13 protein-coding genes are annotated in these 14,108 nt (G+C 72.2%); 9 read left to right on the plus strand and 4 right to left on the minus strand.

The window, feature by feature from the left end; translation table 11 throughout:
• Positions 1 to 93: 93 nt before the first annotated feature.
• A complete protein-coding gene (locus ACFWPS_RS23975) occupies positions 94 to 894 on the minus strand; it encodes a hypothetical protein (RefSeq protein ID WP_383708192.1) in 801 nt (266 codons plus the stop codon).
• A gap of 228 nt (positions 895 to 1,122) precedes the next feature.
• Here ACFWPS_RS23975 and bla point away from each other — a divergent pair, with 228 nt between their 5' ends.
• The 7 genes from bla to ACFWPS_RS24010 all read left to right on the plus strand — a co-directional run bounded on the left by bla (position 1,123) and on the right by ACFWPS_RS24010 (position 7,622).
• Entirely contained in the window at positions 1,123 to 1,998 is an 876-nt protein-coding gene (gene bla, locus ACFWPS_RS23980; protein WP_383708193.1) for a class A beta-lactamase, read from the plus strand.
• Between the two features lie 180 nt (positions 1,999 to 2,178).
• Positions 2,179 to 3,765 carry an ATP-binding protein gene (locus ACFWPS_RS23985; RefSeq protein WP_383708194.1) on the plus strand — a complete coding sequence of 529 codons (1,587 nt, stop codon included), beginning with the start codon at positions 2,179 to 2,181 and terminating at the stop codon, positions 3,763 to 3,765.
• Positions 3,762 to 4,169 carry a roadblock/LC7 domain-containing protein gene (locus ACFWPS_RS23990; RefSeq protein ID WP_089103557.1) on the plus strand — a complete coding sequence of 136 codons (408 nt, stop codon included), beginning with the start codon at positions 3,762 to 3,764 and terminating at the stop codon, positions 4,167 to 4,169. The genes ACFWPS_RS23985 and ACFWPS_RS23990 overlap by 4 nt, the downstream gene beginning before the upstream one ends.
• The gene (locus ACFWPS_RS23995) at positions 4,166 to 4,513 is read left to right on the plus strand and encodes a DUF742 domain-containing protein (protein ID WP_383708195.1); all 348 of its coding nucleotides are present in this window, start codon (positions 4,166 to 4,168) and stop codon (positions 4,511 to 4,513) included. The genes ACFWPS_RS23990 and ACFWPS_RS23995 overlap by 4 nt, the downstream gene beginning before the upstream one ends.
• A complete protein-coding gene (locus ACFWPS_RS24000) occupies positions 4,494 to 5,120 on the plus strand; it encodes an ATP/GTP-binding protein (RefSeq protein ID WP_383708196.1) in 627 nt (208 codons plus the stop codon). The genes ACFWPS_RS23995 and ACFWPS_RS24000 overlap by 20 nt, the downstream gene beginning before the upstream one ends.
• On the plus strand, positions 5,117 to 6,325 hold the full coding sequence (locus ACFWPS_RS24005) for a cytochrome P450 (protein WP_383708197.1): 1,209 nt from the start codon (positions 5,117 to 5,119) through the stop codon (positions 6,323 to 6,325). Before ACFWPS_RS24000 ends, ACFWPS_RS24005 begins: the two co-directional genes overlap by 4 nt.
• Before the next feature lie 70 nt (positions 6,326 to 6,395).
• Complete coding sequence (locus tag ACFWPS_RS24010; protein ID WP_383708198.1) at positions 6,396 to 7,622, plus strand: cytochrome P450; 1,227 nt, start codon at positions 6,396 to 6,398, stop codon at positions 7,620 to 7,622.
• Here the strand turns inward: ACFWPS_RS24010 and ACFWPS_RS24015 are convergent.
• Together ACFWPS_RS24015 and ACFWPS_RS24020 are read right to left on the minus strand one after the other, a co-directional pair.
• A complete protein-coding gene (locus tag ACFWPS_RS24015) occupies positions 7,619 to 8,782 on the minus strand; it encodes an NAD-dependent formate dehydrogenase (protein ID WP_383708199.1) in 1,164 nt (387 codons plus the stop codon). The genes ACFWPS_RS24010 and ACFWPS_RS24015 overlap by 4 nt on opposite strands.
• A 105-nt stretch (positions 8,783 to 8,887) precedes the next feature.
• Positions 8,888 to 9,823 carry a LysR family transcriptional regulator gene (locus ACFWPS_RS24020; protein WP_383708200.1) on the minus strand — a complete coding sequence of 312 codons (936 nt, stop codon included), beginning with the start codon at positions 9,821 to 9,823 and terminating at the stop codon, positions 8,888 to 8,890.
• Positions 9,824 to 9,971: 148 nt separating this feature from the next.
• Here ACFWPS_RS24020 and ACFWPS_RS24025 point away from each other — a divergent pair, with 148 nt between their 5' ends.
• Both ACFWPS_RS24025 and ACFWPS_RS24030 read left to right on the plus strand, forming a co-directional pair.
• Positions 9,972 to 10,961 (plus strand): aldo/keto reductase, encoded by a 990-nt coding sequence (locus ACFWPS_RS24025; protein ID WP_383708201.1) that lies wholly within the window; start codon positions 9,972 to 9,974, stop codon positions 10,959 to 10,961.
• Positions 10,962 to 11,015: 54 nt separating this feature from the next.
• Positions 11,016 to 12,236 carry a PP2C family protein-serine/threonine phosphatase gene (locus ACFWPS_RS24030; protein ID WP_383708202.1) on the plus strand — a complete coding sequence of 407 codons (1,221 nt, stop codon included), beginning with the start codon at positions 11,016 to 11,018 and terminating at the stop codon, positions 12,234 to 12,236.
• A 6-nt stretch (positions 12,237 to 12,242) separates the two neighbouring features.
• Here ACFWPS_RS24030 and ACFWPS_RS24035 read toward each other — a convergent pair whose 3' ends face one another.
• The gene (locus ACFWPS_RS24035; RefSeq protein WP_383708203.1) at positions 12,243 to 13,892 is read right to left on the minus strand and encodes a carboxylesterase/lipase family protein; all 1,650 of its coding nucleotides are present in this window, start codon (positions 13,890 to 13,892) and stop codon (positions 12,243 to 12,245) included.
• Between the last annotated feature and the right edge of the window lie 216 nt (positions 13,893 to 14,108).

Consider the following 14,108-nt stretch of genomic DNA (forward strand, 5'->3'; position numbering starts at 1 on the left):
TGCGAAAACCATCACATTGACGTCGTTGAGCACTTCGGCGGGTCGGCTGCGTGACCTATGGGGTTTCGGGGAAGTCGGGAAGGTCGGGGAGTCTCAGGGCAGCCGGAAGGACGGTGCGGGGTGGCGCGGTGGGCCCGGGCGGGGCAGCGGTGGGTCCGACCTGGGCGGCGAGGATGTGGCGTCGAGGCGTTCCACGAGGCGGGCGGTGAGCGGCAGTCGGCGGCCGTGCAGCAGGCCGAGGACGATCGCGGAGGCCACGGCGATCAGGTGCTCACGGCCGGCGAGGTTCGGTACCGCGACGGACTCCCAGACCATCGAGCCGCCGGTGAGGGTGAAGACGACGGGGGCACGCCGGACCACCGCCAGGTAGGTGAAGAGGCCCACCACGGCGGCGGACGGCCCCGTGTCGAGGATCCGGCCGACCTCCGGGGGCAGGCCGAAGCCCCACCAGCCGGGGCCGAGCGCGACCATCACCCGGGCGGTCATCGTGCCGGCGAGGGTGGTGAAGTACGCGACGGCGAGGGTGCGGCCGCGGCCGAGGGTGAGTTCGGCGAGCGCGAAGGCGAGGAAGAGCTGGGTGATGCCCGCCCAGACCGGCAGGTCGAGCGCCGGGACGTAGAGCGACACCGGGGTGCGCAGCAGGGAGAGCCACAGGGGCAGGTCGGCGGTGACACCGCCGAGGTGCCACACCAGTCTCCTGCCGAAGGGGTGCTGGGCGATGCCGTGGAAGAAGATGACACCGAACGCGGCCACGAACGCCAGCACGAGCCCGGACAGCCCGCGCCGCACCAGCTGCCGTACCGGCTCCAGCACGATCGCGTGCCATTCGTCGCGCAGCGTGCGCCGCACGAGACGAACCGCCCGCGCGGCCACCCGGCTCCAGTCGCCTTCCATGAAGGCATCGCCCCCTCGACACCGCCCCCGTCATCGGCCTGCGCCCTCCAGGAGGTTCTCCGCGCCCAGGCCGTTCCACGCGTCATCGTATAGACGTTTGGATCATTTGCGACGATGCGGGAGCTACGGCCGGTCGAATGCCGACGTCGGATTTATCACCCGTCCACGGCTGAACCCGCGCGGCCCCGTTCGCGTCCCCCTCACCGGCGTCCCGGTAAAGGAGCGGTAATGCGGAAACCCTCGCGTCGCACGGTGCTGGCCACGGCTCTGGGTGCGGCGGTGACCGCGCCTCAGGCCCCGGGGGTGACCACGAGACTGCGTGCCCTGGAGCGCGAACACCGCGCCCGGCTGGGGGTGTTCGCCTGGGACACCGGCTCGGGGGCCCGGCTCGGGTACCGGTCGGGCGAACGCTTCCCGATGTGCTCGGTGTTCAAGACGCTCGCGGTCGCCGCCGTCCTGCGCGACCTCGACGAGGACGTGCTCACCGAGGTCGTGCACTACGAGGAGGGCGATGTCGAGCGGGCGGGCGGTGCTCCGGTCACCGGAAGGCCCGAGAACCTCGCCGCCGGAATGACCGTCGCCCAGTTGTGCGCGGCGGCGATCTCGTACAGCGACAACACCGCGGCGAACCTGTTGCTGGAGCAACTGGGCGGGCCGGTGGCGGTGACGCGACTGTGCCGTTCGCTCGGGGACCGGGTGACGCGCCTGGACCGGTGGGAGCCGGAGCTCAACTCGGCGGAGCCCGGCCGGGTCACCGACACCACCACTGCGCTGGCCGTCGCGACGACCTACGCACGGCTGACCGTCGGTCACGCCCTGGACGGCGCCGACCGGCGGCGGCTCACCGGCTGGCTGCTCGCCAACACCACGGGCGGGGAACGGATCCGCGCCGGGCTCCCCGGCGACTGGACGGTCGGCGACAAAACCGGAACGGGTGCCCACGGCACCGCCAATGATGTCGCGGTCGCCTGGCCCCCGGGCCGGGCGCCCGTCGTCGTCGCGGTCCTCTCCACCCATGCCGACGCCACCGCCGAGGCCGACTCTCCGCTGGTCAGGGCGGCCGCCACGGTGGTGGCGGACATCTTCGGGCAGGGTGCTGAATAAGATCGTTCACAGCCGGGACACAGCAAGTCGCCTTCCCCGCAGCCGGTTTTCTGCAATGAGACCGGAACCGTTCTGTTTCGATCACGAACTCTCGTATAGTGACGCGCAGTTTCAGCACCGAGCGTCACAACTCCTTTACCGGACACACATCCCTACCGCTCCGAGGACCTGACCGGACCGATGACCGCGCCCACGCATCCCGGCGACCGACCGTCCCTCCGCACGCTCGTTCCGACCTTCGCACTGACCGCCCTGGTGTCGGCCCTCGCGGTCGTCGCCGCGGTGACCGCCGCGCCGGCCTCGGTACGCACTCCCCTCGCCCTCGGCGCGAGCGCCGCCGCGCTGCTGCTGTGCGCGGCGGTGACCTGGGCCGTGCACGCGGCACGGGCCGCCCGCGGCGCCCGGCGCCGGCTGGAGGCGGTGAGTCAGGACATCGGGCGGCTGCTCCAGCAGCAGGCCCGGACCACCGAGGAGGCGCGTCAGGAGCAGCAGCGGCTGATCGACGAACTGGCCCAGCAGCGCAGCGAGTTCGCCGACTCCTTCGAGCAGGAGCGGGCGCGGATCCACCAGGACAGCGGCCAGGAACTGGACTGGTACCAGCAGGAGCACGCCCGGCTCACCGCCGAGTTGGAGCGGGCCTCCAGGGAACGGGCCGCCGCGATCGCCGCCGCGAGCAACGCGGCCGGGCGGATGCAGGCCCTGGCCACCGCCACCCTCGCCGACCTGCGGGCCATGGAGGACCGGCACACCGACGAGGACGTGCTCGCCGACCTGCTGCACCTCGACCACCGCACGGCCCAGGCGGGCCGGCTCGCCGACTCCATCGCGGTACTGACCGGGGCGCGTTCGGGCCGCCGCTGGGCGCGTCCGATCAGCATGGAGTCCATCCTGCGCGGTGCGATGGGGCGCATCAGCGGCTACCGCCGGGTGCGGGTGCACTCGGTGAGCGAGACGGCCGTCGCCGGCCACGCCGCCGAGGGTGTCATGCACGCGCTGGCCGAACTCCTCGACAACGCGGCCAACTTCTCGCCCCCCACGGCCGAGGTCCATGTGTACGTGGAGGAGGTGCCGGCCGGGGTCATCGTGTCCGTGGAGGACAGCGGGCTGGTGATGGGCGATGTGCAGCTGCGCCGCGCCGAGCGGGCGGTCACCGGCGACAGCACCGAGCTGGGCGGCCTCTCCGGCACCCGGCTCGGGCTCGCGGTGGTGGGCCGGCTGGCCCGCAAGCACGGCCTGAAGGTGTCGTTCCGGCCGTCGGCGCGCGGCGGCACCGGGGTGCTGATGCTGGTCCCGCAGGACCTGCTGACCCGCCCGGTCGCCGACGAACCCGCGTCGGCGAAGGAGACGGAGCCGGCCGCACCGCCGCCGGCCCCGCTGGACCCCGTACCCGTGCACGAGTCCGCCGAGCCGGACGAGGACGAGGAAGGGCCCACCGGGCTGCCCAGGCGGCGCCGTGGCCGGACCCTGGCCGAGGCCGAACGCCGGTCGGCGCCCCAGCCCGCGGAGCCGCGCCCCGCGCCCGGCGCCGCGGACGCCGAGGTCCGTGCCGCCCGCTTCAACAGCTTCCGGCAGGCCGTCCGCCCGGCCGCGCCCGACACCGTGGAGCCCGTCGCAGAGCCCTTCGCGGAGACCTCCGGCTCGGTCGGCGAAGCAGCCCCGTACGCCCCCACCCCCGTACACGACCCGGTCCCCGCGCCCCACCCGGAGTCCGAGCCCGAGCCCACCTCCCACCCGCACGCGTACCCGGAAGGCGACACCACTTCATGACCGGCAGGACCACCGCCGACGACAAGCTCACCTGGCTCATCGAGGGCCTCCTGGAGCGCACCCCCGGCGCGCGGCACGCCCTGGTGCTCTCCCGCGACGGGCTGAAGCTCTGCCGTACCCCGGAGCTCTCCGTCGACCAGGCCGACCAGCTCGCGGCGATCGCCGCCGGCATCCAGTCGCTGTCGCACGGGGCGTCCGTCGAGTTCGGCGACGGCAGCGGCGGCGTGCGGTCGGCGATGACCGAGTTCTACGGGGGCGTGCTGTTCATCGTGGAGGCCGGCGAGGGCGCCCACCTGGCCGTGGTGACCAGCGAGGACGCGGAACCCGGGCTGGTCGGGCACAACATGAGCGAACTGGTCGAGCAGCTCGGCGAACACCTGACCGCGCAGCCCCGCACGTCATGAGCCGCCCCGGCAGGGACGACGCGCCCGACCGTCTGTACACCATCACCGGCGGCCGCAGCAGCACCGGCCCCGACAGCCCCTTCGACCTGGTCACCCTGGTCGTCGCGGAGTCGGAGCCGGCGGCCGGGATGCAGTCGGAGCACGTGGCGATCCTGCGCCTGGCCGAGTTCCCGACCTCGGTGGTGGAGATCGCCGCGGAGCTGAAGCTGCCGGTGAGCATCACCAAGGTCCTGCTGTGCGACCTGCAGGCGGCCGGCCGGGTCAGCGCCCGACATCCCTACCGGCCTGCCATCACCGACCCCGACATCCTGGAGCAGGTGCTCGTTGGACTCCGCAACCTCTGACGCGCGCACCCCGTTGGGTGCCTCCGCCGACAACGGTTTCAAGATCGTGGTCGTGGGCGGCTTCGGCGTCGGCAAGACCACCCTGGTCCGCTCGGTCAGCGAGATACGTCCCCTCAACACCGAGGAGACGATGACCCAGGCCGGCGAGGAGGTCGACGACATCCGGGAGGTGCGCGGGAAGTCCGCGACCACCGTCGCCTTCGACTTCGGCCGGATCACCCTGGACGCCCGCAACGTGCTGTACCTGTTCGGGGCGCCGGGCCAGGAGCGGTTCTGGTTCCTGTGGGACCGGCTGTTCTCCGGCACCCTCGGCGCGGTCGTCCTCGTCGACACCCGGCGGATCGGCGACTCCTGGTACGCCATCGACCGGCTGGAGAAGCACGGCACGCCGTTCATCGTGGCCTGCAACCACTTCGGCGGCCCCGTGCACACGCCCGAGGACGTCCGGCACGCCCTCGACCTGGACCCGCACGTCCCGCTGGTCGACTGCGACGCCCGCTCCCGGGAGTCCGGCAAGCAGGTGCTGATCACGCTCGTCCAGCACGTCAAGAACCGGTACGCCGGCCCGTCCGCACCGGCGGACCTGCCCCGACAGGAGTTCGTGTGACCCCCGAAGCCGTGCCGCTCGGCGGCCCCCGGTTCCAGACCGAACCGGCGCGTCTGTACCGCGAGATGCGGCGCGACCACGGCGCCGTCACCCCCGTCGTGCTCGACGGTGACGTGCCCGCCTGGCTGGTCGTCGGCTACCGCGAACTGCACCAGGTGACCGGGGACCCGGTGCTGTTCAGCCGGGACTCGGACCTGTGGAACCAGTGGGACGTGATCCCCGACGACTGGCCGCTGCTGCCGATGATCGGGCGCAAGCAGCCGTCGATCCTCTACACCGTCGGCGAGCGGCACCGCGAGCGGGCCGGGATGATCAGCGACGCGCTGGAGGCCGTCGACCCGTTCGAACTGCGCGGCCACGCCGAGCGGTTCGCGGACGAGCTGATCGACGGGCTGTGCACCAGCGGCGAGGCGGACCTGATCGGCCAGTACGCGATGCTGCTGCCGGTGCGGGTCCTTGCACGGCTGTACGGCTTCGCCGACGAGGAGGGTCCCGGCCTGGTCACCGCGCTGAACGACATGGTCGACGGGCGTGAGCGGGCGCTCGACGGGCAGATGCATCTGGCCACGTCCATGGCGCAGTTGCTGGCCGACCGGAAGGCGGACCCGGCCGACGACGTGGTGTCGCGGATGCTCCAGGACAAGAGCGGCTTCACCGACGAAGAGATCATGCAGGACCTGATGGTCATGATGGCGGCCGGGCACCAGCCGACCGCCGACTGGATCGGCAACTCGCTGCGCCTGATGCTCACCGACGACCGGTTCGCCGCCTCCCTGTTCGGCGGCCGCAACAGTGTCGCCGAGGCGATGAACGAGGTGCTGTGGGAGGACACCCCCAGCCAGAACATCGCCGGCCGCTGGGCGTCCCGCGACACCCAGCTGGGCGGGCGCCGGATCCGCGCCGGCGACCTGCTGATCCTCGGCCTGCAGGGCGCCAACTCCGACCCGCAGGTCCGCACCGACGCCTCCGCGCTGACCGGCGGCAACAACGCGCACTTCTCCTTCGGGCACGGTGAGCACCGCTGCCCGTTCCCCGCCCAGGAGGTCGCCGAGGTAGTCGCGCGGACCGGCATCGAGGTCGTCCTCGACCGGCTCCCGGACATCGACCTGGCGGTGCCCGCCGCCGCCCTCACCCGCCGGCCCTCGCCGTGGCTGCGAGGGCTGACCGAACTCCCCGTCCGGTTCACGCCCGTACCCACCCTGTGATCGCCACCGACAGTCAGGCGCAGCACCGATTGGCGCAGTACTCCGACCCTGCCCTGGGAGGCACGTCACGATGACGACCGGTACCGAAGAAGCCCGGATCGCCCTCGACCCCTTCGTCACCGACCTCGACGGCGAGAGCGCGCGGCTGCGTGCCGCCGGTCCCCTCGCGGCCGTGGAACTGCCCGGCGGGGTTCCCGTCTGGGCCGTCACGCACCATGCCGAGGCCAAGGCGCTGCTCAACGACCCGCGCCTGGTCAAGGACATCAATGTGTGGGGCGCCTGGCAGCGCGGGGAGATAGCGCCGGACTGGCCGCTGATCGGCCTCGCCAACCCCGGCCGTTCGATGCTGACCGTGGACGGCGCCGACCACCGCAGGATGCGCACGCTGGTCGCGCAGGCGCTCACCCCGCGCCGGGTGGAGCAGATGCGGGAGCGGATCGAGAAGCTCACCCAGGACCTGCTCGACGGGCTCCCCGCGGACGAGGAGAGCGCCGACCTCAAGGCGGCCTTCGCCTACCCGCTGCCGATGTACGTCATCGCCGACCTGATGGGTATCGACCAGGCCGAACTGCCGCGTCTGCAGGTGCTGTTCGAGAAGTTCTTCTCGACCCAGACGCCGCCCGCGGAGGTCATCGCGACCCTCACCGAGCTGGCGGGGATCATGGCGGCGACGGTCGCCGCCAAGCGGGCCGAGCCCGGCGACGACCTCACCAGCGCACTGATCCTGGCGTCCGAGGACGGCGACCACCTCACCGACGAGGAGATCGTCTCCACCCTCCAGCTGATGGTGGCGGCCGGGCACGAGACGACGATCTCCCTGATCGTCAACGCCGTGGTCAACCTCTCCGCCCACCCCGACCAGCGGGCCAGGGTGCTCTCCGGCGAGGTGGACTGGTCGGCGGTGGTCGAGGAGACCCTGCGCTGGTCCACCCCGACCTCGCACGTCCTGATCCGGTTCGCCACCGAGGACGTGCCGGTCGGCGACAAGGTGCTCCCGGCGGGCGACGCGCTGATCGTGTCGTACGCCGCGATCGGCCGCGACGAGAACGCGCACGGGCCGAGCGCCGGGGAGTTCGATGTCACCCGGGAGACGCAGAACCGGCACATCTCCTTCGGGCACGGCCCGCACGTCTGCCCCGGTGCCGCGCTCTCCCGCCTGGAAGCGGGCGTCGCGCTGCCCGCGCTCTACGACCGCTTCCCCGGCCTCGACCTCGCGGTACCGGCGTCCGAGCTGCGCAACAAGCCGGTGGTCACCCAGAACGACCTGTTCGAACTGCCCGTCCGGCTGAACCCCTAACGGGTGTTGACGGAGTACGACTTGGCTCCCGTGCCGGCCAGCCTCCCGCCGTCGACGATCAGGTACTCGTCGCGGATCGGCCGGCCGGCGAGCCAGGACTCCAGGATCTCCCGGGTGCCCGCCGCGTAGCGGGCCTGCGCGGAGAGGCTGGAGCCGGAGATGTGCGGGGTCATCCCCTGGTGCGGCATGGTGCGCCAGGGGTGGTCGGCCGGCGCGGGCTGCGGGTACCAGACGTCGCCCGCGTAGCCGGCCAGCTGCCCGCTGCGCAGCGCCCGGTCGACGGCATCCCGGTCGACGATCAGGGCCCGGGCGGTGTTGATGAGGTAGGCGCCGCGCTTCATCGCGCCCAGCAGCTCGTCGCCGAACAGGCCCTCGGTCTCCGGGTGCAGGGGCGCGTTGATCGTGACGACGTCGCAGTGCGGGGCCATGGCGGCCGCGCTCTCGTGGAAGGTCAGGTTCAGCTCGCGCTCGACGGACTCGGGCAGCCGGGTCCGGTCGGTGTAGTGCAGCTTCACGTCGAAGGGCGCCAGGCGGCGCAGCACCGCGAGCCCGATCCGGCCGGCCGCGACGGTCCCGACGTGCATACCCTCCAGGTCGTACGACCGGCTCACGCAGTCGGCGATGTTCCAGCCGCCGTCGAGCACCACCTGGTGCGAGGGCAGGTAGTTGCGGACCAGCCCCAGGATCATCATCACGACGTGCTCGGCGACGCTGATGCTGTTGCAGTAGGTCACCTCGGCGACGGTGACCCCGTGCGCGATCGCGGCGTCGAGGTCGACGTGGTCGGAGCCGATGCCGGCGGTGACCGCGAGCTTGAGGTTCGGCGCGGCGGCGATGCGCTCGGGGGTCAGGTACGCCGGCCAGAACGGCTGCGAGATCACCACGTCCGCGTCGGCCAGCTCACGGTCGAAGACCGAGCCCGCGCCGTCCTTGTCGGAGGTGACGACGAGGGTGTGGCCGGCCTTCTCCAGGAACGAGCGCAGGCCGAGTTCGCCCGAGACGCTGCCCAGCAGGTGGCCGGGGGTGAAGTCGACGGCCTCGGGGGTCGGGGCGGTCTGGCCGCCCGGGTAGTGGTCGATGACGGGGATGTCGTCGCGGGCGTAGCTCTTCGGGTATCCGTCGGTCGGGTCGTCGTACAGGACGCAGAGCACCTTGGCCATGGCGGCGGCTCCTCAACTCCGTTGCGGATGGGCGCCCTTCACGATCCTCGGGGACAACTGCGCAGGTCAAAGCGAACGTTGCTATGCCGTGATAGCCCGCTTCTATCATCGGCCGCGGCCGTCCAGGACGGCGTGCAGCCGGCTGTCGAGGGCGTCCCTCAGGCCCGCCTCCCGGGCGACCTTCACCAGGGCGCGGGCGAGCACGGACTGGGGTTCGCTGCGGGCGACGACGAGTCCGACCCGTGGGCCGTGGGCCGGGCCCTCCAGCGGGACCACGCGCATGCCCTCCGGTACGCCGAACATGTGCAGCCAGGCGTGCGAGATCACGCTGGACCAACGGCCGCCCGGGAGGTGGGCGTACAGCCCGGCCACGCTGTCGGACTCGATCGCCGGGACGGGGGCGGCGCCGTCGGCGGCGAAGCAGTCGTCGATGATCCGCCGGTTGCGCATCCGCTGTCCGAGCAGGCACAGCGGGAGGGCGGCGGCCTCGGACCAGGTGGCCGTGACCGCGTCGCCGAGGGGGCCGCCGACGGGGGTGAGCAGGACGTACCGCTCCTCGTAGAGCGGGAAGCGGCGGACCTGGCGCAGTTCGTCGTCGTCCAGGTAGGTCATGGCCGCGTCGAGCTCGAACTCGGCGAGACCGCGCCGGATGTCGGCGGACGACAGGGACTCCATGGCCACCCGGGCGTGCGGATGCCGGTCGCAGAAGGGGCCGGTGAGGAGCGAGGCGACGGGGACGGCGGTGGGGACGATGCCCAGGCGCAGGGTGCCGGTGAGGCCGTCCCGCAGCGCCGACAGCTCCTGGCGGAGCGCGTCGCCCTCGGCGAGGATGCGGTGCGCCCACGCCAGGACGACCTCGCCCTCGGGGGTCAGTCCCTCGTAGCGGCGGCCCCGGCGCACGATCGGCACCGCCAGTTCGTGTTCGAGCCGTCGTATCGCGGCGGACAGCGAGGGCTGCGAGACGTGGCAGGCGGCGGCCGCCCGGCCGAAGTGCCGTTCCCGGGCGAGCGCTACGAGGTATTCGAGCTGACGCAGCAGCATGCGGCCTCCGCGGGCGGGCTCGGCGACGGGTTCTGGTACGGCTCCGGGTCCAGGTGTACCGGATCGGCGCCGCGCGTTTGACTTCGAGTGCTCTTGAAGTCGTAGCGTCCATGAGGAGAACGCGTCAGCGGGAAAGGCTGGGAGTCACATGCAACAGCGCAATCTGCGAGATCTGCCGGTATCCGCCATCGGCCTCGGCTGCATGGGCATGTCCGCCTTCTACGGCACCGCCGACGAGGACGAGGGCGTGCGGACCATCCACCGCGCGCTGGAACTCGGCGTGACCTTCCTCGACACCGCGCAGCTCTACGGGCCGCTCACCAACGAGTCGCTCGTCGGCGAGGCGATCCGGGGCCACCGGGACGAGTACGTTATCGCCACGAAGTTCAACTACCGCATGGACCACGCCGTCCCCGGCGACATGAGCAGCATCGGCCCGCAGGACGGCTCGGCCGAGCACGTCCGCAGCTCGGTCCACGGCTCGCTCCAGCGCCTGGGAACCGACTACATCGACCTGTACTACCAGCACCGCGTCGACCCGAACGTACCGATCGAGGAGACCGTCGGCGCGCTGGCCGAGCTGGTCGCCGAGGGCAAGGTGCGGCACATCGGGCTGAGCGAGGCCGGTCCCGAGACGATCCGGCGGGCCCACGCGGTCCACCCGGTCACGGCCGTGCAGAGCGAGTACTCGCTGTGGTCGCGCGACCCCGAGGACGGGGTGCTGCCGACCTGCCGGGAGCTGGGCATCGGGTTCGTCCCGTACTCGCCGCTGGGCCGCGGCTTCCTCGCCGGCCGGTTCTCCTCCCCCGACGACCTCGACGCGAACGACTGGCGCCGCACCGGTCCCCGTTTCACCGGCGACAACCTGGAGGCGAACCTGCGGCTGGCCGCCAAGGTGCAGGAGATCGCCGCCGAGAAGGACGTGACGCCCGCGCAGCTGGCCCTCGCCTGGGTGCTGGCGCAGGGCGACGGCATCGTCCCGATCCCGGGCACCAAGCGCATCACCTACCTGGAGCAGAACGCGGGCGCCGTCGACGTCGAGCTGACCAAGGAGGACCTGGCCCGTATCGAGGCCGAGGTCCCCCGGGCGGCGGGCGAGCGCTACGACGAGGCCGGGATGCGCTCCGTGGACCTCTAGAGCGCCGCCCGGCGCGCGGTGGCCGGTCCCCCGGCCGTGGCGCACGCTGGTGGCATGGGCAAGCTGCAGAGCTGTGCGACGGGGCTGCGGCGGTCGTGGCAGTCGTCGCACGCACTGCTGCTGCTCCCGATCGCCCTCATCCTGGTGATCACGGTGGCGGACCTCCGCGCGCCCGACGACATCCATCTGGGTCCCGCCCTGGTCATCGCGCCCGCGCTCACCCCGTCGTTCGCCGGCCCCCGGTCGACCGCGCTGGTCGGGGCGCTGGCGGTGGCCGCCCAGGTGGTGATCGCCGTGTTCCACGGCGGTCTGACCACCGCCAACCACATCGTGCAGATCGTCACCCTGGCGGTGCTCTCGGTGATGGTGGTGGTCTACAGCGCGGTCCGCGAGCGGCGCCGTGCCCAGCTGGCCCAGGTGCGCACGGTCGCCGAGGCGGCGCAGCACGTCCTGATGTGGCCGCTGCCCGAGCACATCGGCCCGCTGCGGATCGCCTCGCTGTACCTGGCCGCCGAGGACGAGGCGCAGATCGGCGGTGACCTGTACGCGGCCACCCGTTGCGACGGCGAGGTCCGGGTCCTGATCGGCGACGTGCGGGGCAAGGGGCTGTCCGCGATCGGCGAGGCGGCCCTGCTGCTCGGCGCCTTCCGGGAGTCCGCGCACCGCCATGTCACGCTGCCGGAACTGGCCGCCGCCCTGGACCAGAGCGTGCAGCGGTACGCGGCGGACCTGGAGCCCCCGGAGGAGGTGGGCGAGCGGTTCGCCACCGCGCTGCTGGTCGAGATCCCCGACGAGGACCCGGTCACCCGGATGACCAGCTCCGGCCATCCGCCGCCCCTGCTGCTGAGCCCGGGGCACGCGGTCACCGTGCCGAGCCTGCACCCGTCGCCGCCGCTCGGCGTGCCCGGGGCGGGCGGCGCCGAGCACACCCTGGACGTGTTCTCCTTCGAGCCCGGCGACACCCTGCTGCTCTACACCGACGGTGTCGTCGAGGCCCGGGACGCACAGCGCCGCTTCTACCCGCTCGCCGAGCGGGTCGCGCAGTGGACCGACGCCGCTCCGGAGGCGCTGATGCACCACATCCGGCGCGACCTGCTGGCGCATGCGGGCGGCCACCTCGGCGACGACGCGGCCCTGATCGCGCTGCACCGCACCCCGACCGTGCACCAGCGTCACCACCACGGCATCCTCGGCCACGGATCGGTTCACGGATCGGTTCACGGATCGGTCCACGGATCGGTCCACGGATCGGCCCGCGACTCCGCCCGGGCGTAACGGACCTCAGAACTCCTTGGTCTGCGACTCCAGGTACGTCTTCAGGAAGGCGAGCTTGGCGTCGCTGTCGGCCACCGCGAGCGTGCCGAAGTCCGCGCCGAGTTCCATGGTCTGCGGGGTGTCGGTGGCGAGGGCGGGCCAGTTGGCCAGGGAGGAGCCGTTCGGATCGCCGTTGGCGGCGAAGCGGGCGACATAGGAGGCCGTGGTGTCGGCGATGTCGTAGTCCTTGGAGGTCCAGGGGCGGTCGGTGTTGTAGAGGTAGCCGAGCAGGTAGTAGACGTCGGAGCCCTCGAAGGCGCCGGCCGCGGCGGTGCCGACGACCGGGTTGGTGTCGTCGTAGCCGGGCGGGACCCGGGTCCAGAAGTAGGTGTGCACGGCGCTGGAGTTGGCGGCCGTGTCCTTGAACTGGGCCGCCCACAGGAAGGCGGAGACGCGTTCCTCGTCCCGGGCGTAGGCGCTGTACTGCTGGGCGGCCGCCGTGTCGCTGTCCGCCGGGTACAGGTCCAGGAAGGTGTCCGCGAGCCCCAGCGGGCCGAACTCGGACCGGGCGTGGGCCTTGAAGGCGTCGAGCGTCAGTTTCAGGTCGGGCGAGGCGCCGTTCGCGTCCTTGCAGACGCCGGTGAGGACGGGCACGTCGGTCTCGGCACAGGCCTTCAGTACGGCGGTGTAGCTGTCGGGCAGGACGTATCCGTCGAGGACGTGGCCGAAGTCGGCGGTGGTGTCGGCGGCGGCCCGGGTGACGATGTCGTCGGCGGCCAGCGCACGCAGGCCCGCGAGATCGGCGGCGCCCGACTCGGCGGCGAAGTCGGTGCCGTCGGCCTCGGCGTCGGCGAGGCTCCGGTAGCGGCCGGTCCCCTGGGCGAGCGCCGGGTCCTTCGTGTACCGGACACCCGAGGAGAGCAGCGCGCGGTGGTAGAGGCCCTTGGCGCGCCGGGACGCGAGCAGGATGTTCACGATGGACGCGCCCTGTGCCCAGCCCGCCAGGGTGACCCGGTCCGGGTCGCCGCCGAACGCGCCGATGTTGCGCTGGACCCACTCCAGTGCCGCGACGACGTCCAGGATCCCCCAGTTGCCGGAGCCGTCGTACGCGGACTCGGCGGTCAGCTCGGGGTGGGCGAGACCGCCGAGCGGGCCGACCCGGTGGTCGAGGGTGACGACGACCACGCCCTTGGACGCGAGCAGGGAGCCGTTGTAGATCTCCTGGCCCGACCACAGGGCCTGCTCGCCGCCGTACAGCCAGACGAGGACGGGGCGGTTGTTTCCCGAACCGGTGGCCGACGTCCAGATGTTGAGGTTCAGACAGTCCTCGCCCAGTTCGGGCACCTGGTCGGCGGGGATGCCCGTGACCGGCTGCGGGCAGGCGGGGCCCCAGGAGTCGGCGGCCCTGACCCCGTCCCAGGAGGGGGCCGGCTGCGGCGGGCGCCAGCGGTTGGCGCCGGCGGTGGTGGCGGCGTACGGGATGCCCTTGTAGACGGTGACGCCCCGCAGGCTGCCCTGGACTCCGGTGACCTGGCCGGACTCCGTGGATATCACTGTGGCGGCCGCGGTCTTCGCCTCGGCGGGGGTGGCCAGCGTGCCGAGGAGTCCGGCCGCGGCGGCGGCACCGAGGAAGCCGCGCCGGTTCAGCCGGGCGGAGGGCATGTCTGTGTCGCTCACGGGGGTTCCCTTTCGGGCGGTGGGGGGCGGACGAACCGACGAGTAGCCTGACCACCGGCGGAGCGCACGGCAACCGCAACCGGGTGACTCACAGCAGGTCAACAGCCTCTGACAGCTGAGCAGTTGGGCCTTCTGTTCAATTGTCTTTGGGTCAAAGTTAAGTCGTGAGGGTGGTCACCGGCACGAGCTGACTGCCAGACTCCGCATCGCCTTTCA

Source organism: Streptomyces sp. NPDC058457 (assembly GCF_042720695.1).
Taxonomy (GTDB): domain Bacteria; phylum Actinomycetota; class Actinomycetes; order Streptomycetales; family Streptomycetaceae; genus Streptomyces.

Excerpts from the sequence above, each read along its gene's own strand:
- ACFWPS_RS23975 (WP_383708192.1), bottom strand. The coding sequence starts at position 894 with ATGGAAGGCGACTGGAGCCGGGTGGCCGCGCGGGCGGTTCGTCTCGTG.
- bla (WP_383708193.1), top strand. The coding sequence starts at position 1,123 with ATGCGGAAACCCTCGCGTCGCACGGTGCTGGCCACGGCTCTGGGTGCG.
- ACFWPS_RS23985 (WP_383708194.1), top strand. The coding sequence starts at position 2,179 with ATGACCGCGCCCACGCATCCCGGCGACCGACCGTCCCTCCGCACGCTC.
- ACFWPS_RS23990 (WP_089103557.1), top strand. The coding sequence starts at position 3,762 with ATGACCGGCAGGACCACCGCCGACGACAAGCTCACCTGGCTCATCGAG.
- ACFWPS_RS23995 (WP_383708195.1), top strand. The coding sequence starts at position 4,166 with ATGAGCCGCCCCGGCAGGGACGACGCGCCCGACCGTCTGTACACCATC.
- ACFWPS_RS24010 (WP_383708198.1), top strand. The coding sequence starts at position 6,396 with ATGACGACCGGTACCGAAGAAGCCCGGATCGCCCTCGACCCCTTCGTC.
- ACFWPS_RS24015 (WP_383708199.1), bottom strand. The coding sequence starts at position 8,782 with ATGGCCAAGGTGCTCTGCGTCCTGTACGACGACCCGACCGACGGATAC.
- ACFWPS_RS24020 (WP_383708200.1), bottom strand. The coding sequence starts at position 9,823 with ATGCTGCTGCGTCAGCTCGAATACCTCGTAGCGCTCGCCCGGGAACGG.
- ACFWPS_RS24025 (WP_383708201.1), top strand. The coding sequence starts at position 9,972 with ATGCAACAGCGCAATCTGCGAGATCTGCCGGTATCCGCCATCGGCCTC.
- ACFWPS_RS24030 (WP_383708202.1), top strand. The coding sequence starts at position 11,016 with ATGGGCAAGCTGCAGAGCTGTGCGACGGGGCTGCGGCGGTCGTGGCAG.